This window comes from Larkinella soli (assembly GCF_003703975.1).
Lineage (GTDB): Bacteria > Bacteroidota > Bacteroidia > Cytophagales > Spirosomataceae > Larkinella > Larkinella soli.
In genome coordinates this window covers 154,326-177,228 of sequence record NZ_QTJY01000012.1, presented here as the reverse complement: position 1 = coordinate 177,228, position 22,903 = coordinate 154,326, and the positions used below count along the sequence as shown (strand labels likewise).

10 protein-coding genes are annotated in these 22,903 nt (G+C 59.4%); 5 read left to right on the top strand and 5 right to left on the bottom strand.

Annotation, left to right across the window (positions count from 1 at the left end):
- Positions 1-66: 66 nt before the first annotated feature.
- Both DX909_RS20315 and DX909_RS20310 read right to left on the bottom strand, forming a co-directional pair.
- Positions 67-969 carry a pirin family protein gene (locus DX909_RS20315; RefSeq protein ID WP_128547046.1) on the bottom strand — a complete coding sequence of 301 codons (903 nt, stop codon included), beginning with the start codon at positions 967-969 and terminating at the stop codon, positions 67-69.
- Between the two features lie 125 nt (positions 970-1,094).
- A complete protein-coding gene (locus DX909_RS20310) occupies positions 1,095-2,423 on the bottom strand; it encodes a vanadium-dependent haloperoxidase (protein WP_128547045.1) in 1,329 nt (442 codons plus the stop codon).
- Between the two features lie 219 nt (positions 2,424-2,642).
- Here DX909_RS20310 and DX909_RS20305 point away from each other — a divergent pair, with 219 nt between their 5' ends.
- The 4 genes from DX909_RS20305 to DX909_RS20290 all read left to right on the top strand — a co-directional run bounded on the left by DX909_RS20305 (position 2,643) and on the right by DX909_RS20290 (position 14,360).
- Entirely contained in the window at positions 2,643-3,515 is an 873-nt protein-coding gene (locus DX909_RS20305) for an alpha/beta fold hydrolase (protein ID WP_164851351.1), read from the top strand.
- Positions 3,516-3,697: 182 nt separating this feature from the next.
- Positions 3,698-10,969, top strand: a complete 7,272-nt coding sequence (locus tag DX909_RS20300) for a HAMP domain-containing protein (RefSeq protein ID WP_206513024.1) — start codon at positions 3,698-3,700, stop codon at positions 10,967-10,969.
- Positions 10,970-10,979: 10 nt separating this feature from the next.
- On the top strand, positions 10,980-12,266 hold the full coding sequence (locus DX909_RS20295; protein WP_128547043.1) for a sensor histidine kinase: 1,287 nt from the start codon (positions 10,980-10,982) through the stop codon (positions 12,264-12,266).
- Between the two features lie 69 nt (positions 12,267-12,335).
- Positions 12,336-14,360, top strand: a complete 2,025-nt coding sequence (locus tag DX909_RS20290; protein WP_229311122.1) for a beta-L-arabinofuranosidase domain-containing protein — start codon at positions 12,336-12,338, stop codon at positions 14,358-14,360.
- Positions 14,361-14,422: 62 nt separating this feature from the next.
- Here DX909_RS20290 and DX909_RS20285 read toward each other — a convergent pair whose 3' ends face one another.
- The gene (locus tag DX909_RS20285; RefSeq protein WP_128547041.1) at positions 14,423-16,768 is read right to left on the bottom strand and encodes a hypothetical protein; all 2,346 of its coding nucleotides are present in this window, start codon (positions 16,766-16,768) and stop codon (positions 14,423-14,425) included.
- Positions 16,769-17,107: 339 nt separating this feature from the next.
- Here DX909_RS20285 and DX909_RS20280 point away from each other — a divergent pair, with 339 nt between their 5' ends.
- The gene (locus DX909_RS20280) at positions 17,108-17,524 is read left to right on the top strand and encodes a hypothetical protein (protein ID WP_128547040.1); all 417 of its coding nucleotides are present in this window, start codon (positions 17,108-17,110) and stop codon (positions 17,522-17,524) included.
- Between the two features lie 196 nt (positions 17,525-17,720).
- Here DX909_RS20280 and DX909_RS20275 read toward each other — a convergent pair whose 3' ends face one another.
- Both DX909_RS20275 and DX909_RS20270 read right to left on the bottom strand, forming a co-directional pair.
- Positions 17,721-19,412: a caspase family protein gene (locus tag DX909_RS20275; protein WP_164851350.1), complete on the bottom strand. Its 1,692-nt coding sequence runs from the start codon at positions 19,410-19,412 to the stop codon at positions 17,721-17,723.
- Between the two features lie 58 nt (positions 19,413-19,470).
- Complete coding sequence (locus tag DX909_RS20270) at positions 19,471-22,899, bottom strand: nSTAND1 domain-containing NTPase (RefSeq protein ID WP_128547038.1); 3,429 nt, start codon at positions 22,897-22,899, stop codon at positions 19,471-19,473.
- Positions 22,900-22,903: the final 4 nt, after the last annotated feature.

Sequence of the window (22,903 nt, the reverse complement as noted above, 5' to 3'; positions counted from 1 at the left end):
CAAATGAAAGAAGCCGCAAAATTAAGGCGGCTTCTTCAATTGGGCAACAAGGGCGTCGATATAGGATCAATACCGGTATTTCCGGTCGTCGGGCAGGGTCAGCACGTGTTTCATGCCGCCGGCCTGGTATTCCTGATACAGCCGGATGATGTCCCGCTGCGTATCCCCGATGAAGGGGCCGTATGGATAAATCCGGTCGTGCTGGGGTTGCCCGGCGTACAGCACCAGCCGTGCGCCCCCCGGCCCGGCCGTCAACTCCAGTTCGCTCGTGGCCGGCCCGGCGGTTTTATCCAGCCACCCGATCTGATTCGCTTGCAGCACTTTCCCGTCGGCACCGACGGAAACCCGGCCCTCCAGCACGTAGAGAAACGCGTTGAAGTCGGCCGGAAGCGACTGCGCCGTGTGGACCCCGGCCGCCAGGTGAAGGTCGGCGATGATGACCGGGACGTGATTCCGGACGGGCGAGGTAACGCCGGCCAGCGACCCGCTGTAGACCCGGATCTCCAGGCCGTCCGTCGTCACCTTCGGAACTTGTTCGAACGTCAGGTCCTGCAGGCGCGGGTCGGCCCAGCGGTCTTTTTTCGGCAGCGTCAGCCACATCTGCAGCAGCCGCATCCGGGATTTTTTGTCGATGGTTTCCGTGTGGACGATGCCGCTTCCGGCGGTCATCATCTGAAAGTCACCCGCCTTCATGCGGTGGTCACCGTCGCCGATTTCCCCTTCGATCAGGAGGGACACGGTTTCAAAACCGGCGTGGGGGTGCGGCCCGCCGACCGGATCGTCGTTCTTTTTATCGAGAAAGTCGTCCATCAGCAGAATGAACGGGTCGCTCTGCTCAAAGTGGTCATGAATGACGGCCCGGGCGGTGTGGTCGGGGCCGAGAAAGCCCTGGTGGGGCGGGGGCGTCTGGACGTCGACCAGCTTTCGGCGGAAGGTTCGGTCGGTCTGTACGGTGAATTGCGTTTCCATGGGGTGGTCGAGCCGGCCGGTAAAAACAACCGGACTGGGTTGCCGTGGCCGTTCGCTTATCCCTGCAACAAAAAACCGGGCTTTCCCGTCCGGACGACCTGCTATACAAAAGTATAGCTGATCGGTCAGGGCCGGAATTTGAGTTTTTCCGCCACGTTCCGGGCGATAATTTTCCCGCTTTTCAGGCTTACGTCGCAGGAGTGCCGGTAATGGATGCCGCCGTAAACGCGCGAGTCGCCTGCTTCCTGGGCGGCTTCCTGAAAGGACCGGTACGACCGGGGGCCGAGGCCGAGCCAGTTGTAGGAGGTATCCGTAAAGGCATAATTTTCACCGAACAGAAGTGCCAGCGTCTGGGCCGCCGAGCCGGAAATCAGGGCATGGCCTGAAGGGTATTCAGGGTGGGGCGGGGTCACGATCAGCGGACTCCAGTCGGGCTGCTTCATTACCGTCCGGATGTAGGTGACCGGCCGCATGCCGTTGTATTTGTACTTCCCCTTGAAGATACAGACTCCGGCTTCGGCCGTGGCGATACCCAGGCGGGCAAAGGCGATGGCGGCCGCATCCAGGGCCGGTTTCCGGGCCGTCAGGATTTGGTTCAGGATGGCCATCCAGTGCCCTCCGCCGAAACTTTTTCCGTCGGGATCATCGGCCCAGAACAGGGCGATGGCCTTCTGGTCGGGCGTCAGGTGCTGCGACAGGTCGAAGACCTCCTTCGCCTGGGCGAAATAGGCCGAAGACGGGTCTTTCGAGAAGGGAATGGGGGCGTCGCGGTCGGCGCCTTCCAGGCTGCCCATCAGCATCGGCCGGCATTTTCCCCAGTAGGGCAGGGCCGCCGGGACAAACCGGGGCGGAGTCAGTTCATACAGGCCCTCACCGACCGGCAGGGCATACGTCTCGTTGTTGTTGCTGCCGTCGGCTTCGGCCCACCCGAATACCGCGGCTGCGATCTTCCGGCCGAAATCGACAGACCGGCTCAGCTCGTCGGCGGGGCGGTTTCCGGCGTATTGGGCGGTATTGGCCGCTTCGAGTGAGTCGACGGCGGCTTTGTTGGCCGGGGAGGTCATGGGATAAAGATACCGGTTCATGGCGGCCAGGGCGGCATTGGCGCAGGCCGGCCAGTGATAACGGGCTCCGGGCGTTACCGCCGGCAGGCCCGCCAGGCCGTTGAGCTGCGGAGCGATGGACTGATACCCCGCCATGCCCGGCGCCAGGGCCTCGTACAGGGCGACGGCCGTATACCCGAACCGCCGGACCGTAAAGGGCGGGGGCGCCGGGGTGGTTCTGACAATCCGGAGCTGAAGGTTCAGCCAGGAAGTGATGACGTCGGCAGGGTGAGTTCCGGCATCGCGGTTGGCCGGCTGGGAAAAGGCCAGGCCGGAAGCCGTAAGGAAAACAAAAACCAGCGCCCCGGCAAGGGTGCGACGCGCGAATCCGAGTGGTTTGAGCGGGTTCATAAGAGGTTGAGAAAGGAATAAACGGCAATGAATGGGAGCGGCCCCGGACAAGTTCTGAAATCCTCCGGCCCGAACCTGCCTTTTTTTTTTCAGCGGGGCTACTTTTTAGGAAGCGGCAGTGGGTTGCGACTCAATGATTTAGTATAAAAGTACCATTGGCCCGGCCGCCGGGGCGGGCGAATTTTGCGGTCCATCCAACACATCATACTAATGAAGCTCATGAAAACGGTTTTTAATCTTTTCATTCTGTTCCTCCTGACCGGTCTGTTCACCCCGGCAGCCGCGGAGCGCAGCCCTGCCTGGCCCGTCGAAAAGTCGACCAAATTGCCGAACGGAATCACGCTGCACTATGTCGAGCAGGGTGATACCGGGGGAATTCCCGTCATCTTCCTGCACGGCATCACCGACTCCTGGCACTCGTACGAGCGGGTGCTGCCCCTGCTTCCGAAAACCATCCACGCCTACGCCCTCAGTGAGCGCGGCCACGGCAACTCCACCAAGCCCCTGACCGGTTTCCGGCCCGAAGACTTTGCCGAAGACCTGGCCCTGTTCATGAAACATCACCGGATCGGGGAGGCCGTTATCGTGGGCCACTCGATGAGCAGCACCATTACGCAGTGTTTTGCCGTCCGCCATCCCGAACTGGTCCGTTCGGTCGTGCTGGTCGGTGCCTTCGCCGACTATAATACCGAACTGATGACCGGCTTTGTGAAGGAACTCGCCACCCTGAAAGACCCCATCGATCGGAAATACGCCGAAGAGTTCCAGAAAAGTACGCTGTACCGGCCCGTTCCGCCGGCCTATTTCGAAACCGTGGTGGACGAATCGATGAAGGCACCCGCCCGCGTGTGGTATGGGGTGATGAGCAGTTTTTTGAAGGTCAATTATTTAAGCGGACTGAGGGCGTTCCGGAAACCGACGCTGGTGATCTGGGGTGAAAAGGACACTTACGCCCTGCGGAATGACCAGGACCTGCTGCAAAAAGCTATTCCGGGTTCGAAACTGCTGATTTATGAGGAAACGGGTCACGCCGTTCACTGGGAGGATCCTGAGCGTTTCGTCCGGGATCTGCTGGATTTTACAGGGCAGTAATATCAGACAAAAAACCGGATGTGAAAACGTCCGGTTTTTTGTTTCAATAGGTTAAAAACCGCACGTATATGGCACATCGTTTGTGATTTTTCGGATTTGGGGAGAAATCTTACTTATTGGTTCGGAATTAACTTTTTTTTCTAAGTACTTTCCGCATTTTCCAAAGCTATTCCGCCTGATCCATGAGTGCCTATACTTCTACCGATGAATCTGACAAGGGGCCTGTCGTCAATGGGCCCCTAATCGTGGAGGCTCCCCCCTCCCTGACCCTGCCGGCCAATGACCATCAGCAGGGTATCTTTCTTTCCAAAGCCGCTTTTGAGGAACTTCTGACACGGGCTACCGCCAGGGATCGCGACACCATCGACGAACGCGACCTCCTGGCCGTTCTGTCGGAGGTCCGGAACGGAAACTTCAGCGTTCGGATGCCTCTCGACCGCATCGGCATCAGCGGAAAGGTCTGTGATACCCTTAATGAAATCATCGCGATCAACCAGCAGCTGACCCTCGAGCTGTCCCGCGCCAGCAAGACCATCGGCAAGCAGGGCAAACTGGCCCACCGGGTCGAGGTGCCGAATGCCCGGGGGTCGTGGAGTACCAGCGTCGAGGCCATCAACGACCTGATCTCGGACCTTGTTCACCCGACCATCGAAATCGCCCATGTGATTTCTTCGGTGGCCAAAGGGAACCTGTCGCAGGAGATGACCCTTCAGATCGGTGACCACGTGCTGCAGGGCGAATTTGCCCGCATCGCCCGGGAAGTAAACGGCATGGTGAAACAGCTGAACCTGTTCTCGGCCGAGGTAACGCGGGTGGCGCGGGAGGTAGGTTCGGAAGGAAAGCTGGGCGGACAGGCCACCGTCAAAGGTGCCGGCGGGGTGTGGAAAGACCTCACCGACTCGGTGAACCAGCTGGCGGGGAACCTGACGGTGCAGCTGCGGGACGTCTCGAAGGTGGCCACGGCCATCGCCAACGGGGACTTGACCCAGAAGATCACCGTCGATGTAAAAGGCGAAATCCTCCAGATCAAGGACGTGATCAACCAGATGGTGGATCAGCTCAACTCCTTCTCCTTCGAGGTAACGCGGGTGGCGCGGGAAGTAGGGACGGAAGGGAAGCTGGGTGGGCAGGCGTTCGTGCCGGGTGTGGCCGGGACCTGGAAAGACCTGACCGACTCGGTGAACGGGATGGCCTCCAACCTGACCGGCCAGGTGCGGAACATCGCCGAGGTGACCACCGCCGTCGCCAACGGTGACCTTTCCCGCAAAATCACCGTCGACGTAAAGGGAGAAATTCTCGAACTGAAAAATACCATCAACACGATGGTGGATCAGCTCAACTCCTTCTCGGCCGAGGTAACGCGGGTGGCGCGGGAAGTAGGAACGGAAGGCAAGCTGGGCGGACAGGCCGAGGTGCCGGGGGTTGCCGGAACGTGGAAAGACTTGACGGATTCCGTGAACCAGATGGCGTCGAACCTGACGGGCCAGGTGCGGAACATTGCCGAAGTAACCACCGCCGTAGCGAAAGGGGACTTGTCGCGCAAAATCACCGTCGACGTAAAGGGAGAAATCCTCGAACTGAAGAACACCATCAACACGATGGTGGATCAGCTGAACTCGTTCGCCTTCGAGGTGACGCGGGTGGCGCGGGAGGTAGGCTCGGAAGGGAAGCTGGGCGGACAGGCCGACGTGCCGGGCGTGGAGGGTCTGTGGAAAGACTTGACCGACTCGGTGAACAAGATGGCCGGGAACCTGACAGCCCAGGTACGGAACATCGCCGAGGTAACTACCGCCGTGGCGAACGGTGACTTGTCGCGCAAGATCACTGTCGACGTTAAAGGCGAAATTCTTGAATTGAAGAATACCATCAACCCGATGGTGGATCAGCTCAACTCCTTCTCGGCCGAGGTAACGCGGGTGGCGCGGGAAGTAGGAACGGAAGGCAAGCTGGGCGGACAGGCCGAGGTGCCGGGGGTTGCCGGAACGTGGAAAGACTTGACGGATTCCGTGAACCAGATGGCGTCGAACCTGACGGGCCAGGTGCGGAACATTGCCGAAGTAACCACCGCCGTAGCGAAAGGGGACTTGTCGCGCAAAATCACCGTCGACGTAAAGGGAGAAATCCTCGAACTGAAGAACACCATCAACACGATGGTGGATCAGCTGAACTCGTTCGCCTTCGAGGTGACGCGGGTGGCGCGGGAGGTAGGCTCGGAAGGGAAGCTGGGCGGACAGGCCGACGTGCCGGGCGTGGAGGGTCTGTGGAAAGACTTGACCGACTCGGTGAACAAGATGGCCGGGAACCTGACAGCCCAGGTACGGAACATCGCCGAGGTAACTACCGCCGTGGCGAACGGTGACTTGTCGCGCAAGATCACTGTCGACGTTAAAGGCGAAATTCTTGAATTGAAGAATACCATCAACCAGATGGTGGATCAGCTCAACTCCTTCTCGGCCGAGGTAACGCGGGTAGCGCGGGAGGTAGGTTCGGAAGGAAAGCTGGGCGGACAGGCCACCGTCAAAGGCGTCGGCGGGGTGTGGAAAGACCTTACCGATAACGTCAACCAGCTGGCGGGGAACCTGACGGTGCAGCTGCGGGACGTCTCGAAAGTGGCCACGGCCATCGCCAACGGCGACTTGACCCAGAAGATTACCGTCGATGTAAAAGGCGAAATCCTCCAGATCAAGGACGTGATCAACCGGATGGTGGATCAGTTGAACTCGTTTGCGTCGGAAGTAACCCGGGTGGCCCTCGAAGTGGGGACGGAAGGGAAGCTGGGCGGGCAGGCCAGGGTGCAGGGCGTGGCCGGGACCTGGAAGGATTTGACCGACTCCGTGAACCAGATGGGTTCCAACCTGACGGCCCAGGTACGAAATATTGCGGAAGTGACCACCGCCGTCGCCAACGGTGACCTTTCCAAGAAGATTACGGTGAACGTCGAGGGCGAAATTCTCGAACTGAAAAAGACCATCAACACGATGGTGGATCAGTTGAACTCGTTCGCGTCGGAAGTAACCCGGGTGGCCCTCGAAGTAGGTTCGGAAGGGAAGCTGGGCGGACAGGCCAAAGTGCAGGGCGTCGGCGGTACGTGGAAGGATTTGACCGACTCCGTGAACCAGATGGCGTCGAACCTGACGGGCCAGGTACGGAACATTGCCGAAGTAACCACCGCCGTGGCGAAAGGGGACCTTTCCCGCAAGATCACGGTGGATGTGCGCGGGGAAATCCTCGAACTGAAGAACACCATCAACACGATGGTGGATCAGCTGAACGCCTTCGGTTCGGAGGTGTTCCGGGTAGCGCGGGAGGTAGGTTCGGAAGGGAAGCTGGGCGGGCAGGCCGACGTGCCGGGCGTGGAGGGTCTGTGGAAAGACTTGACCGACTCGGTGAACAAGATGGCCTCCAACCTGACCTCCCAGGTACGGAACATCGCCGAGGTGACCACTGCCGTCGCCAACGGAGACTTGTCGCGCAAGATCGAGGTCGACGTCAAAGGCGAAATTCTCGAACTGAAAAACACCATCAACACGATGGTGGAGCAGTTGCGGGCTTTCGCATCGGAAGTAACCCGGGTAGCGCGGGAGGTAGGAACGGAAGGAAAACTCGGCGGGCAGGCCAACGTGCCGGGCGTCGGGGGGACCTGGAAGGACCTGACCGACTCCGTGAACCAGATGGCCGGGAACCTTACGGCCCAGGTGCGGAACATCGCCGACGTGGCCATCGCCGTTGCCAACGGGGATATGTCGCGCAAGATCACGGTCGACGTGCGCGGGGAAATCCTCCAGCTGAAGGAAACCCTGAACACGATGGTGGATCAGCTGCGGGCCTTTGCCTCCGAAGTAACCCGGGTGGCGCGGGAGGTAGGAACCGACGGGAAGCTGGGCGGGCAGGCGTTCGTGCCGGGCGTGGCCGGAACCTGGAAGGACCTTACGGACTCCGTGAACCAGATGACGGGGAACCTGACCCTGCAGGTGCGGAATATCGCCGAGGTGACCAAAGCCGTAGCCTCCGGTGACCTTTCCAAAAAAGTAACCATCGACGTAAAAGGCGAAATTTTCGACCTCAAGAACACCATCAACACGATGGTGGATCAGCTCAACTCGTTCGCCTTCGAGGTGACGCGGGTGGCGCGGGAAGTAGGAACGGAAGGAAAACTGGGCGGGCAGGCCGAGGTGCAGGGCGTGGCCGGAACCTGGAAAGACCTGACCGACTCCGTCAACATGATGGCCTCCAACCTCACCAATCAGGTGCGGGGGATTGCGAAGGTCGTGACGGCCGTGGCGACCGGGAACCTGAAACAGAAGCTGTCCATCGTGTCGCGCGGGGAGGTGGCCCAGCTGACCGACACCATCAACGAGATGATCGATACCCTGGCGGTCTTTGCCGATCAGGTAACCACCGTGGCCCGCGAGGTAGGGGTGAACGGGCGGCTCGGCGGACAGGCCAGCGTGCCGGGCGCTTCCGGAACCTGGAAGGGTCTGACGGAGAACGTGAACCAGCTCGCCGAGAACCTCACCACCCAGGTGCGGGCCATTTCCGAAGTGGCCTCCGCCGTAACGAAGGGTGACCTGACCCGAACCATCCGGGTCGAAGCCAAGGGCGAGGTGGAAGAGCTGAAGGATACGATCAACCAGATGATCGCCAACCTGCGCGAAACCACCCTCCGCAACCAGGAACAGGACTGGCTCAAATCCAACCTGGCGAAACTGACCCAGATGCTCCAGGGTCAGAAAGACCTCCACACCGTAACCCGGCGGATTCTGTCGGAGCTGGCGCAGGTGGTCAACGCCCAGCAGGGGATGTTCTACATCCTGGAGCAGGACGAAAACCTTCAGAACAAGAAGCTCAAGCTGTTCTCGGCCTACGCCTACCATCAGGAAATCAGCATCGGCAGCGAAATTGCGATGGGTGAAGGGCTGGTGGGTCAGGTGGCGGTCGAAAAGGAGCGGATTCTGCTCTCGAACGTGCCGCGCAACTACATCAAGATCAAGTCCGGTCTGGGCGAGTCCCGGCCCAAGAACGTGATCGTTCTGCCGGTATTGTTCGAAACCGAGATCAAGGCCGTGATCGAACTGGCCTCGTTCGAGCCGTTCAGCGACATTCACCTCGACTTCCTCGGCCAGCTGACGGAAAGTATCGGGATCGTACTGAACACCATCGAAACCAACTCCCGGACGGAGGAACTTCTCGCCCAGTCGCAGTCGCTGACCGAGGAGCTGCGCCGGACCAACGAAGAACTCCAGGACAAGGCGCACCTGCTCGTCAAACAGAAAGAGGAGGTGGAAGCCAAGAACAAGGAGGTGGAAGAAGCCCGCAGCTCGCTCGAAGAAAAAGCCGAGCAGCTCCAGCTGACTTCGAAATACAAGTCGGAGTTCCTCGCCAACATGTCGCACGAACTGCGGACTCCGCTCAACTCGCTGCTGATCCTGGCGCAGCAGCTCTACGAAAACCGCGAAGGCAACCTGAGCGAGAAGCAGGTGCGGTACGCCAAGACCATCCACAGCTGCGGGGATGACCTCATCCAGCTCATCAACGACATCCTCGACCTGTCGAAGATCGAGTCGGGTTACATCTCCACCGATTTCGGGAAAGTGCGCTTCCGCGAGATTTCGACCTTCGTGGAAACCACCTTCAAGCACATCTCCGACAGCAAGAACCTGCGGTTCAGCATCGACATGGACGACAACCTGCCGGAGAGCCTCGAAACCGACGCCCAGCGCCTGAACCAGATCCTGAAAAACCTGCTGTCCAACGCCTTCAAATTTACCGACAAGGGCGAAGTCCGGCTGCGGATCTTCCAGGCCGACCGCAAATGGCGACGCGGCAACCCGATCCTCGACAAGGCCGAGAAAGTGGTGGCCTTCGAGATCACCGACACCGGGATCGGGATTTCCAAAGACAAGCAGAACATCATTTTTGAAGCCTTCCAGCAGGCCGAGGGCTCGACCAGCCGCAAATACGGCGGCACCGGCCTGGGCCTGTCCATCAGCCGCGGGCTGGCCGAACTGCTGGGCGGTTCCATCGAACTGGTGAGCGAACCGGGCCAGGGCAGCACCTTCACGCTCTTCCTGCCGATCGACTACAATCCCTCCGACCTCAAGAAGGAAAAGCCGGCCGGGATCGCCAAAACCATCACCATCAGCGAATACCATCTGGAACAGGACGATACGGATGCGCCCATCCAGTCGGTGCCGACCGTCAAGCTGCCTGAACGGGATATCGAAAACATCAACGAAATCCTGAACGAAACCGGCGACGACCGCAACATCATCGGCCTCAACGACCGCGTCGTGCTGGTGGTGGAGGACGACCTCCGGTTTGCGCGGATCATGATGGAGAAATCCCACGAAAAGGGCCTGAAGGTCGTCGTGGCGGCCTCGTTCAGCGAGGTGCTGAGCCTGACCAGCAAATACAACCCGATTGCCGTGACGCTGGACGTCAAGCTGCCCGACGCCAGCGGCTGGCGGATTCTGGACATGTTCAAGAACGACCCCAACTTCCGTCACATTCCGGTCCACCTCGTGTCGGGGGAGGAAAACCGCCTGCTGGCGATGCAGCGGGGCGCCCGCAGCTTCCAGCTGAAACCGCTCCGGAACGAAGACCTCGAAATGCTCATCGCCGACATCATCGGGTTCAACGAACGCCGGAACAAACGCATCCTGCTGGTCGAGAGCGACGCCGGGCTGGCGGACGGCATCGTCGGGATGCTGACGAACGAACCCGTCATCCAGGTCGAATTCGCTGCGACCGGGGCGGAGGCCCTCGCCAGGATGGAGAGCGAACCGTTCGACTGTGTTCTGACGAATTATGTGCTTCGTGATGCCGGCGGTGTTAAATTTGTCTCCGAAATCGACGCCCGGAAGATTCCGCTGACGCCCGTGCTGGTATATGCCGACCAGGACGTTTCGACCCGGGAGCGGACGGCGCTGAAGCCGTATGTCCACCGGTTTATCCGGAAGGAGGAAAACTTCCTGGAGCAGCTGCTGGAAACGACCGTGACGCACAACCACCTGAGTTTGCGCGAGTTGTCGGCCAACCAGCAGCGGGTGATCGAGACGTTCCAGATGCAGGAGGATGTGCTTTCCGGAAAAACCATTCTGGTGGTCGACGACGACGTCCGGAACCTGTTCGCCCTGACGACGGCCTTCGAGCGGTTCAATCTGAACGTCATCACGGCCGAAAGCGGTCAGGAAGCCATCAACATTCTGGCCGACAGCAAAAGTATCGACATCGTGCTGATGGACATCATGATGCCCGAAATGGACGGCTACGAAACCACCCGGAAGATCCGGCGCGAACACAAGAACAACAACCTGCCGATCATCGCCGTAACGGCCAAGGCCATGAAGGGCGACCGGGAGAAATGCATCGACGCCGGCGCGTCGGATTACATTACCAAACCTGTCAAAATTGATCAGCTGATGTCTCTGATGAGAATCTGGCTTTATAAATGATCCGGCCTGAATGGAAACCCAAAGCGAAGTGAAAATCCTGGTGGTCGACGATCGGGAGGATAACCTCCTCTCGATCGAGACCATTCTGGACAAAGACAACTACAGGATCGTAAAGGCCAATTCCGGGACGAATGCATTGAAGATTCTCCTGAACCAGAGTGATTTTACCCTGATTTTGATGGACGTCCGGATGCCCGGCATGAGCGGCATCGAGACGGCTGAACTGATCTACCAGCGCGAAAAGCTTCGCAACATCCCGATCATCTTCATCACCGCCTTCGACAAGGACGAGGAGGGCATGGTGCAGGGCTACCGGATGGGCGCCGTCGACTTCATCTATAAGCCGATCAATCCGCAGCTGCTGCGCTATAAGGTAGGTGTTTTCGTCGAGCTGTTCCAGCAGCGGAACAAACTGATGGCCCAGGAGCGGGAATTGCGGACGATCAACGCCAGCCTGGAGAAGGAAGTGGAGGAACGGAAAGCGTCCGAGCGCCGGGTCCGGGAGCTGAACAACCAGCTCGTACAGAACAACCAGCAGCTGAACGCCATCAACGAAGAACTCGACCGCTTCGCCTACGTGGCCTCCCACGACCTTCAGGAACCGCTCCGTAAAATCCTGCTCTATACCGAGCACGTACACCACACGCTGTTCGGCCGGCTGGCCCCCGAAGTGGATTCCAGCCTGGAGCGCATCCGGTATTCGGCCATCCGGATGCGCGAGCTGATCCGGAGCATCCTCCAGTTCTCGCGCACCACCCACGCGCCCGACAACTTTCAGGTCGTCGATCTGAACACGGTGGTGAAGGAACTGCTGTCCGAGATGGAAGAGGAAGTGCAGAGCCACGGCGCCCGGATCCGCGTCGGCGAACTGCCCCGCGTCTGGGGCGTGTCGATGCAGTTTTCCCAGCTGTTCCAGAACCTGATCAGCAACTCCATCAAGTTCCGGCGGAAAGACGTCAGCCCCGAAGTGGAGATTTTCTGCGAAACCGTCGACGCGGAGGACGTACTGGACCTTAAGGAGAACCGGCCCGTTCAGTTTTTTCACCGCATCTACGTCCGCGACAACGGCATCGGCTTCGATATGGGCCACGCCGAATCCATCTTCACCGCTTTCAAACGGCTGCACAGCAGCAAGGAATACGAAGGCACCGGCATCGGCCTGTCCATCTGCAGGAAGATCGTCAGCCGGCATCAGGGACTTATCCGGGCGGAAAGCCAGGTCAATCAGGGCACGACCTTCATCATCACCCTGCCCGAACTGACCGGAGAACCCGTGCAGGAAGCCTCCGCTTCGTAAACGTCCGTTTCGCGGCATTTTCCGGTAGGAAACGCCGGTATTCCGCCTTTTGGCTGCATGAAAGAAAGAATGACGCTATTCGTTCTCCTGGCCGGGTTTGCCCTGACGGCGGCCGGCCAGGGAACCACCCCCCGCCCGGCACCAACGGAAGTTCCGCGGGGCAGCCGGGCACCGCTTCGTCCCAATCCGTTCATCGAACTGCCGCTGGGCGCCATCCGGCCGCAGGGCTGGCTCCGGGAGATGCTGCTGCGCCAGAAGACCGGCGCCACCGGCCGGCTGGATCAGCTGTATCCGCTGGTGATGAATCAGCGGAACGGCTGGCTGGGGGGCGACGGCGATCAGTGGGAACGCGGCCCCTACTGGATCGACGGCCTGCTGCCGCTGGCCTACCTTCTCGACGATCCCGAACTCATCGCCAAAACCAAACCGTGGGTGGAGTGGGCCATCGCCAGCCAGCAGCCCGACGGCTATTTCGGACCTTCCAAAGACTATGGCCCCGAGCCGGGCATCCAGCGCAACAACAGCCGCGACTGGTGGCCTAAGATGGTGATGCTGAAGATCCTGAAGCAATATTATTCGGCCTCCGGCGACCCGCGCGTGATCCGGCTGATGACGAACTATTTCCGGTATCAGCTGAAGGAACTGCCGCAGAAACCGCTGGATCACTGGACCTTCTGGGCGCGTTACCGCGGGGCCGACAACCTGATGGTGGTCTACTGGCTGTATAACATCACGGGTGACCGGTTTCTGCTCGACCTCGGCGACCTCATCCACCGGCAGACCTTCGATTATACGGACGCCTTCCTGAATACCGACCTGCTCGCCCGGCCCGGCAGCATCCACTGCGTCAACCTGGCGCAGGGCATCAAGGCACCGGCCGTGTATTACCAGCATCATCCCGACAAAAAATACCTCGACGCCACCCGGAAAGGCTTTGCCGACCTGCGGAAGTTCAACGGCATGGCCCACGGGCTGTATGGGGGCGACGAGGCCCTGCACGGCAACAACCCGACCCAGGGCTCCGAACTGTGCTCGGCCGTGGAGATGATGTTCTCGCTGGAAACCATCCTGGCCGTCACCGGCGACCCGGCCTATGCCGACCAGCTCGAAAAGGTGGCCTTCAACGCCCTGCCCGCCCAGGTCTCCGACGACTTCATGACCCGCCAGTACTTTCAGCAGGCCAATCAGGTGATGGCGACCCGCCACATCCGCAACTTCGACGTCAACCACGGCGGGACGGACCTCTGCTTCGGGCTGCTGTCCGGTTATCCCTGCTGCACCTCCAATATGCACCAGGGCTGGCCGAAATTCGTGCAGAATCTGTGGTATGCCACCCCCGACGGCGGGGTGGCGGCTCTGGTCTACTCGCCCAGCGAGGTGAAAACGACGGTCGGGAAGGGCATCCCGGTTTCGGTGAAGGAAGAAACCGGGTATCCGTTCGGGGAGACCATCCGGTTCACGGTGAATGTGGAGACCGGCGGAAAAGCCGTGTCGTTTCCGTTTCACCTCCGGATTCCCGGCTGGTGCCGGAAAGGGTCGGTGAAAATCAACGGAAAGGTCTGGAAGGAAGCGCCCGGCAATCAGCTCGTGAAAGTGGAGCGGGCCTGGCAGTCCGGGGACGTCGTGGAGCTGGAACTGCCGATGCACCTGTTCAGAAACACCTGGTACGAGAACTCGGTTTCCGTCGAGCGCGGGCCGCTTACCTACGCCCTGAAACTCGGCGAATCGGCCCGGCCCGTGAAAAACGAAAAGGACCCCATCGACTACGGCGCTACCTATGAGGAAATCCGCCCGACGACCCCCTGGAATTACGCCCTGATTCAGGTGCCCGACGACCAACTGAACGAAGCCTTCCGGGTGGAAAAGGCCCGGCCGGTCTCCGACTTTCCCTGGAACCCGGAGAGCGCCCCGCTGCTCATCCGGACCCGGGCCCGGCGCATCCCGTCGTGGGGTCTGTACAACGAAATGACCGGCCCGATTCCGTACAGCATCACCTACCAGCTGGAAACGGCCCCCGAGTTGGAGGAAATCACCCTGATTCCCTACGGCTGCACGAACCTCCGGATTTCGCAGTTTCCGGTGGTCAGGAAGTGAGACAAAACACAAAAAAGAAAGCCGGACGACCTGAGTCGTCCGGCTTTTTGATGCCTGATCGGTTAAAATGCGCCGACGCCCGGCCACAACTGATTGATGGTCTTTTCCAGGTATTCGGCTTTAAAAAGGACCAGTTCCTTTTCCAGGAGCTGAATATCGTCCTCGTCGGTTCCGAAGCCGTGCCGGTGGGCCCGGATCAGCGAATCAATGACGGCGGAGGGGTTATGTCCGCGCATGGCCTGATAACAGGCCTGAAAAAAATAGATTCGGCGGTGTTCTTTCTGGCGAAGCTGGAGATTTTTCTGCGTCACGGTGTCGACCGGCAACAGGATCAGGCGATTGATTTTTCCAGATAAATAGTTGATTATCATTAATTTGTCCGGGTTTTCCTCCGGATCGGTCCACTCCTGATACGTGGTGTCGGTCGTATCGGTGATGACGTCTTCGTACGTAAGATCGCCGAAGGGATAATTCCGGTCGGTCGGGGCCGGCGGCTGGGCCGACGGGTAATCCATCAGGAGTTCGACCCGGGCTTCGGGAGCATTGCCCCGACGGATGGAGAGCCCCATCAGTTTCGTGAGGTCTTCGGGGGACGCGGACTGATACCAGAAAACAAACTGAATGTAATCGGTTTTCGTACCGGGGATCGGAGAGCCGTCGTTCATGCGGAAGGTAACGGCCAGGTAATGGTCCCCCCATTGAAGATCCTGGGTTTCCACAGGATCGGAATCTTTCGAGAACCCGATCCAGGCGGTGCCGGTCTCGTCAATTCGAAACGGATACTTGACGATGAGATACCGTCGGATGTTGACGTTTTTTTTAGGATCACGGATCCATCGACGCTCCAGTGAATAGAGCCGGAAAAGGCCGGTAAACCGCGGTGCCTGATGGCCGGTTTTGTAAACCGTTCCTTTCAGCCGGGCCACCGTCATGGCCTCGGTCAGGTGCTGCTCGGTTTCACCCACGAAGAAATCGAGCAGTTTCGCACTGTCTTCTCCCGTCGCTATCTCAAAATCTGCCTTGCCGCTTAGGGGGAAAATGACGGGTTCTACCGGTTCGCCAACCCGGCGGATGGCCGTCCGGCTGGTAATGATCGGCTGGGATTTGTCGTTTCCGAGGCCGCTGCCGTGCCCCCAGTGCCAGCCCCCGGCCGGACCAATTTTAAACAGAAACCGAAAACGGTATTGATCCAGCATTCGCTGGAAATCGAAATGCAGCGAAAGAAGCTGGTTGTAATTCCCGATGATCCGGACCTGGCCGTTGATGAACCGGGAGGGGGCATCGACCTGCTGGTCTTGCTCTTCGGGGGAGGTGGCTTCTTCCGGCTTTTCGTCGGCCGGCAGATTCAGGGAGGCCCTGCCGGAAGCATCGATAGTCAAAGAAAACCGGTGCAGTTCTCCCCCGCTCGTATTTATATAGTACCCGAGGTAATGGCCCGTCAGCCCGGCGAGTTGCGCCCATCCGTTTAAAATCTTCACCGTCGTTTCCTCATCGGGAGGGGCAATCACCTTCCGGGAGAGAAAATAACTGATCTGCTGTAAGTCGGCGTCTTTGGTTTCGCTGGAAGCGGAGCCGGGTTTCAGGAGCATCAGGCCGACACTCGGAACGGCCCCGTATTCTTTCGGCAGCGTATACAGCGTGGAGAAGGTGCCGAGCAGAAACGAGTGGGGATCGTTCAGGGAAAAAGGAGCAGCCGCTACGCCGGCAAACACCTGGGTGGGGCCGCCGGACAGAATCAGGTCGATGCGGTTCCGGTTTCGGGAGCGCTCCGACTGGATCAGGTCCACGAACACCGTGGAAGAGTCCTTTGCCTGCCATTTTCCTTCAAACCGTTCCCCGGCGCCCGGCTTCCCGGATGCTTCCGGATGGGTGGCCGGGTCGGCATTGTTCACCTTGTCCGGGAGTTCGAGCGCGGCCCCGTTGCCTTTTTTGGACAGCGTCAGCCGTCCGCTCAATACCCGTCTCTTGTGAATGTTATAATAGAAGCACTGATAATGAACGGTTTCCTGCTCCTTAATTTCCTGGAAGCGGAACGGAGGCTGCTCTACGCCCTGAATCGAAACCAGCAATTCCACCGGCCCGGCCCCGACGGCCCGCCGGATCTGAACGTTCTCCGTTCGGAGGAAGGCCTGGAACAGTTCGTGAAACTGGGACTCCTGATGCTGGTGGCTCGGAAACGGCTGGGTCAGCCTTTCAATGGTTGGGCCGCTCAGGGAGCGGATCTTCAACGCGTCGATTTGTTTTTTTACGTCCCTGAACCGGCTCCCCTGAGCGCGGAGCCGGTTTTTTGTGTAAACCGCCAGCTGGCGGAGTTCCGTCAGATCAAACCCCTTCAGGGCAGCCTCCAGATCATTTTCCGTATAAGGGTGGACAGAATCACTTCCGGTACTTTGTGCCGATTGAATCATGCGTAAGGGAAGGAAAGAGAAAGTCAATCGTGCTCAAAAGGAGCTACCCTTTAAACTTATCGATGTTAATTTATTTCTTCAAATATTTTTATCATGATAAAAACCGCCGGCCGGTCATTTTACCCGGATTTATTTAAAAATTTATCACGCGTCGTCAGAATAAAATTTTAAAAATGATATATTTATTAAAATTAATTAGTAACTATATACGGAATAACAAAATAATATTGCTAAAAACTTGCTTTTTGCGAAATGAATTTAATATCTTGGTTCTACAGATTTCGAGTTCTTTTTCAACCGGTTTTCTTCTGATTTATCACAACTCAACCATTTACCCGTATGAACAAAAATACCGTACTTCAAACGCTTGGGCTGCTGCTGGTCAGTTTTGAAGCGCTGGGCTTCATCGACCACTCCGATTCACACGTCCATCCCGTTCAGGAAGGGCCGCTGGCCGTCTTTCTGATGCAGGCTTCCATTATTTATCTGGTGTTGATGAATCTGGCCGTTCACGAAAACTACCTGGTTTCAAAACCACGGAAAAAGAAGGTCGTCCATTACATCCTCCTGACCTTGTCTCTGTGGCTGTGCCTCACCGGGGTTTTGAAGGTGTACACCGACGTATTTGAAACCGGAGCGTATCTGAAGAGCCTGGTGGTGTTCTTTTACCGGAGCTTTTCCGTGCCGGCTTTGACGGGGCTGGTGTACGTAACGGCCTCCGTTCGTCGGAATGCGGGGAAAAAAGGCCCTACCTGATCCGGGAGCGCTTCGTGATCCGGCCCGTTGGGGCCAAAAAGAAAGCCGGACGACCTGAGTCACCCGGCTTTTTATTCGTTGCTTAGTAGCAGTTTTAATTGTAACAAATACGTTTCAAGTATTCTGCAGGAAGCAACTTACACTACCATAACTCGCCGGCTTTCGGGATTGTTTGAAAAAAGTAATTTTTTTTCACTTACCGGATCGACGCCTGCACGTCGAGCGTGCCGGTGGCCGGGTTGGTGCTGACCTTGTACATATAGCCCCGGTCAAGTATCTGTTTCCGCTCCTGGGCCCCGTTCCGGATGCGGATGTTGAGCCGCGCCCGGTCGAAGGTGATCATGAGCGATTCCCCGCCCCCGACAAATTCCGTTCTCCATTCCCCGTTGGGATTCTGATACTGGATGTCGATCTTTTTGTTCTCCGAGTTCTTGATCCGGGCGCCGGTTTCGGGCATGCCTTTGTTGAGGCCGCGGGTGGTGGAGCCGGTGACGCGGTCGACGTTCAGGACCCGGATGTAGGGCACGTCGAGGATGTCGTTGTCGGGCTTGTACGGAGTCTCGGCACCGCTGCCGTTCCCGACCAACACGAGTGGCGGGGGGCTGGCCGCGTTTTTCCGCCGAAACAGAAAGGCCCCGTTTCCGGCCGGCAGGCCCAGCAGGTCGCCGAATTTCGGCGTCTGCTTCCCCGCCGTGCGGTTGTGGATAGGCAGCTTCACGGACTCGAACAGTTCCTCGGCCGTCAGGTATTCTTCCTCATTTTCGGTCAGCCTCCGGACAAAGTAATTGATGAAGGCGCTGCTGTCGGGGATCTCGGCGAGGTGGCTGCTACTCAGGACCTTACGGCTGCGCTGGCCGTATAGTTGCCCATACAGCGCCACGTCCTTATCGTCGGCACCGTACTGCCGGCTCTGGATCAGCCCGGAGCCGTAGCAGGCGTCCGTCACGACCAGCAGGTGCTGGACCGTCAGAAACTTGAGCAGGGAAATCAGGGATTCGTTGGAAAAATAACTGTCGAAATCACCGTTTCGGGCGTCCTGGAGCGCCCAGACCCCCATGCCCCGGTCCGACTGCGCTCCGTGGCCGGCAAAGAAGATCAGCAGGTTGTCGTCGCGGAACAGCTTGTAGGCATAGGCCGCCAGCGTATCCTTCAGGGCTTTCTTCGTCGGATCGATCATCCGGGTGATCGTGCTGAACTCATACTTTTCCCGCAGGATCTTCTCCAGCTTCAGGACGTCGCTCTTCGGGTTCCTCAGCTGAAGGGACGGGTCCCGGTAATTGTTGACCCCGATCAGCAGCGCGTGGTATTTGGCCCCCTGAAGATTGGGCAGGTAGATTTCGGGCGTCCGGTACTCGCTGACTTCGACCGGCTTTTTGATCAGATCGACCTCCACCCGGTATTTGACCTGGGAGCGGGTCCCGTTCTTGATACTGACGAATATGACCTCCAGACTCGTATTGTCCCGGAGCTTGGTCCGGTTGTTGTCCAGTTCGTCTTTTACCTCGGATTCGTAGGTAATAGGAATCGAAAGCGTATTGTCCTTCAGGTTTTGGAGACTCTCCGAAATCAGCAGGTCGCCTTTCGTCTTTTTGCCGGAAGACCGCAGGTTGGAGTAACAATTACCGTAACACAACTCGATTTCGATCAGTAGATCCTTCACGGGGGGGTCGATGTCCGAAAGCCGGACCTTGAGCGTATCCCCGAAACCGATGCCCTGTTTCTTTACTTCGAACGGGAAAAAGTTTCGCGGATACATACTCTTATCGTTGGTGTTGGTGGCCCCGGATATGTTCCCTTCGATTTTCAGGGGGAGATTGTAATCATAACCGCCCTGCCCCCGGGCCAGAAGGGTCACCAGACTCAGCAAGGTCACAAAAAGGGTTTTCATAACAGGTAATGGGTTTCTTTCCATCGGAATCAGGTTGTGGCTCTGCGTTTGCCCCGTTTTACCAGAGCGTGGTCGACAGATTATATTTTTTCTTCGCCGTTCGAATCATCTCCTTCCGGCGGTCGGGCCCGAACCGCTCGTTCAGCCAGCCGGGAACGGCATCCGGTCCGGGCCAGCGCTGAACCTCATGGCCGCGGATGGTCAGGAAAGACCGGCCGTCGGCCGCAAATTCATTCAGGTTGTACTGCGTACCGGACGACAGCAGCGGATTTCCGTCGGCGGTCCAGAGATACAGCTGGCGGTCGGTGCTCGACAGCAGCGTCCGGCCGTCGGTCGAAAAGCCGACCCGCTGTACGCCCGAGTTATGCTGAAGGGGCTGAAGCCGTTTTTCCTCCGGTGTCCAGAGAAAGGCCCGGTCGTCGTAGGTCGCCAGCAGAATCCGGCGTCCGTCGGGCGAAAAAGCCGCCTGATGAACGATCTGTCCGTCCAGCACCAGCGAGTCGATCCGCTTTCCGGCTTCGTTCCAGCGGTAGACCCGCCCCTCTTCGGTGGCCGTCAGCAACTGTTCATCCGGCCCGAAAACCGCCGTTTCCACCCCCGAGGGGTGCGAAAGCGCCGTCAGCAGCCTGCCCGCCCGGACGTACAACTGCACCGTGCCGTCTTCCCCCACGAGGGCGAGTTTCTCTTTCGGCGAAAAAGCCGCCGACCGGAACCGGCCGGCAAAGACCCGGACGCTGCCGGCCGGTAGCAGGCTGCGCCACTGCGCTTTCCCGGCCTCCGAAATCAGCACCACCGCCCGCCCGTCGCCCGACAGCCGGGCAAAGGCCACCGGTTCGGAAAGGGCCAGACTATCGGTTCGGGGGCCGGTCCAGCGATACAGGTGGCGGCCCGCAATGGTCAGCACGGTCTGCTGGTCGGGCGTACCGGTGGTCAGCCGCACGGGTTCCCGATGCCGCATCGTGACGGCCCGGATGTCGTTCCGGTCCCAGATGTAGGCCCGGCCATCCTCGGTCACGGTCAGGACGGCCCGCCCGTCCGGCGAAAAACCGGCCGACCGCAGCGGAACGTCGTGCCGGTATTCCGACAGTTTAAGCCCCTCCAGGTTGAACAGTTCGATCTTCGACTGTTCGGACACCGCCATCACCACCTGCCGGTCGGGCGACAGAAACAGGTTCTGTACCCCTTCACCGAAGTGCAGCCGGGCTACTTCCCGGCCGTCGGCGTCCCAGAGAAGGGCCTCGCCGTCGTCGGCAAAGGTAAGCAGAAGCCGGCCGTCGGTCGTCACGTCGGCGGAGCGGACGGTGGTTTCGTGGGGCAGGTTGAGAAAGCGCCCGGCCGCCGGTTTCCAGAGATAGGCTTTTTCGTCGGCCAGCGCCAGCAGAGGGCCTTTTCCCGGAAACTGGATATCGCGCACCGAGCCTTCGAGGTCGAGGGCGGTATAGCGTTTGGCGGCCAGGTCCCACAGAAAGGCCCGTTCGTCGCTGGTATACACCAGAATGGAGCGGTTGTCCGGAACGTAGGAGGCCGTCTGGGCCGGGCGGGGGGCGGGCGGAAGCCGTTCGACGAGCCGGCCGCCCAGCGTCCAGACCGAAACCACGTTGTCGCGGCCGGTCGTCAGAATCCTCCGGTCGTCGGGCGAAAGCCGTGCCGTCCGGAAGGCTTCCGGGGTGTTGAGCCGCCCCACCTGCCGCAGGCCGGGCGTCCAGCGAATCACTTTGCCCGATTCGGTCAGCACCAGCACGTGCCGCCCGCTCAGGGCGATGTCGAAGCTGAGGACCGTTTCCGGCAGCCGGATGCTGTCCTGAAGATCACCGCTGCGGCTGTCCCACAGGCTGAGGTGTCCGTCTTCACTGACCGTCAGCAGCGTTTTGCTGCCGGGCAGAAAAGCCGCCTGAACGATCGGGGAGGAAGATTCGAACAGCCGGGTGTACAGATGGCGGGTATAGAAGTTGCGGTACAGGGCCTTCTCGCTGATCTCGCTTTTCCGCGTATCGACGGCCCAGGCACTCATGGCGAGGGCACTCAGGGGGTCCATCTGGTCGGTCTGGAACACGATGCTTTTGACGTTGGACGTCTTCCACTCCCGATAGGCCCAGAGCCCCAGCGCCACCGCCGTCAGCAGCAGGCCGGAAATGACGCCCACCACCGTCCGCAGCCGCCGGATGGCCTGCTTCTGGGTCCGGACCAGATGCCTGCGGCTGTGGCCGACGTATTCCAGAATGGCTCCTCCGTCGGGGATGTTCCGGGTTAGTTCCGCTTCGACGGCGTCCTGATAGAGCTGGATTTCGGAGAGCCGTCGCTGGGGGAGAAGGAGGTCGTCGGCACGGTCTTTTTCGAGGTATTCGCGGTAGGCTTCCTTCAGCCGGCGGAGAATGTCGTTGACCTGCCGCTGTTCGACGGAACGGCTTTGGTCGATCACCCGGGCCAGGCTGTCGTGAGCCAGTTCGTAGATGCCCTCCTCGTAGCGCAGGATGCGGGCGCGTTCCAGTTCGGCCAGAATCAGCCCCAGCAGCGACGGCGCCAGCCCGGTTTCAGCAGTCAGGGTGTCGCGGTGGTGTTCCCGGCGGGTCCCTTCGTAGGTTACGAAGGCTTCGAGCACCTTCCCGACGGCCGACTGGTCGGCCGGCGGAACCCGGGTGAGCAGGGCTTCTTTCTGTTCGGCCAGAAACTGTTCCAGAACGTCGTCGATCGGCCCCACCTGCCCGACGAGGTCGGGGTCGAAGGTGACGGGGTCGGTGGCCTGAAGCCGGCGGGCGGTGCGCCAGAGCCGGTCGAGATACACCTGCAGGTAGGGCAGCTGGAACGTGCGCCCGGCCCCCTGAATGTTGCGGATGATGAGCTGGACGGTTTCGCGGGAGTCTTCGAGCCGGATGCGGTCGGTCTGGCGGCAGGTGCCGGTAATGACTTCGGACAGGTTCCGCTCGCTCATCGGTTCCACCCGCAGCCGGAAGTCGAACAGACTCGGGACGGCTTCCTCGAAGGCATGGAGGTGGGCCAGATAATCCTCCCGGATGACCAGAAGGATCTTGCAGGATACGGAAGTGGCTAAAAGCCCTTCCAGCATACTCAGAAAGCGGTTTTGTTCGTCCTGATCGCCACTGACGAACAGCTCCTCCACCTGATCGAACAGCAGGTACACCGGCCGCAGGGAATACTGCGCCAGCCGGGTCACCTGCTCCACCACGTCGCCGGGCTCCTCTTCCAGAATACCGGCCAGAGCGGTTTGCAGGGCGGTGGGAAAATGGCCGCGCCGGCGGATCAGCACCGGAAAGTAGTCCGACGCCGAAAGCGCCTTGGCTAACCCACACTGGATCAGGCTGGTTTTGCCCGAACCGGAAGCGCCGTAGACCAGGATCAGCCGCGAGCGGAACACCAGTTCGATCAGATGCTGCAACTCGGCGTCGCGGCCGAAAAAGGCGTCGCGGTCCCGGGCCGTGTAGGCGTCCAGAAACTTGAAGGGGCCGGGAGTGGTCGGGTTGGCGATCATGGAC

Excerpts from the sequence above, each read along its gene's own strand:
- DX909_RS20290 (WP_229311122.1), top strand. The coding sequence starts at position 12,336 with ATGACGCTATTCGTTCTCCTGGCCGGGTTTGCCCTGACGGCGGCCGGC.
- DX909_RS20305 (WP_164851351.1), top strand. The coding sequence starts at position 2,643 with ATGAAAACGGTTTTTAATCTTTTCATTCTGTTCCTCCTGACCGGTCTG.
- DX909_RS20315 (WP_128547046.1), bottom strand. The coding sequence starts at position 969 with ATGGAAACGCAATTCACCGTACAGACCGACCGAACCTTCCGCCGAAAG.
- DX909_RS20275 (WP_164851350.1), bottom strand. The coding sequence starts at position 19,412 with ATGAAAACCCTTTTTGTGACCTTGCTGAGTCTGGTGACCCTTCTGGCC.
- DX909_RS20280 (WP_128547040.1), top strand. The coding sequence starts at position 17,108 with ATGAACAAAAATACCGTACTTCAAACGCTTGGGCTGCTGCTGGTCAGT.
- DX909_RS20285 (WP_128547041.1), bottom strand. The coding sequence starts at position 16,768 with ATGATTCAATCGGCACAAAGTACCGGAAGTGATTCTGTCCACCCTTAT.
- DX909_RS20270 (WP_128547038.1), bottom strand. The coding sequence starts at position 22,899 with ATGATCGCCAACCCGACCACTCCCGGCCCCTTCAAGTTTCTGGACGCC.
- DX909_RS20310 (WP_128547045.1), bottom strand. The coding sequence starts at position 2,423 with ATGAACCCGCTCAAACCACTCGGATTCGCGCGTCGCACCCTTGCCGGG.
- DX909_RS20300 (WP_206513024.1), top strand. The coding sequence starts at position 3,698 with ATGAGTGCCTATACTTCTACCGATGAATCTGACAAGGGGCCTGTCGTC.
- DX909_RS20295 (WP_128547043.1), top strand. The coding sequence starts at position 10,980 with ATGGAAACCCAAAGCGAAGTGAAAATCCTGGTGGTCGACGATCGGGAG.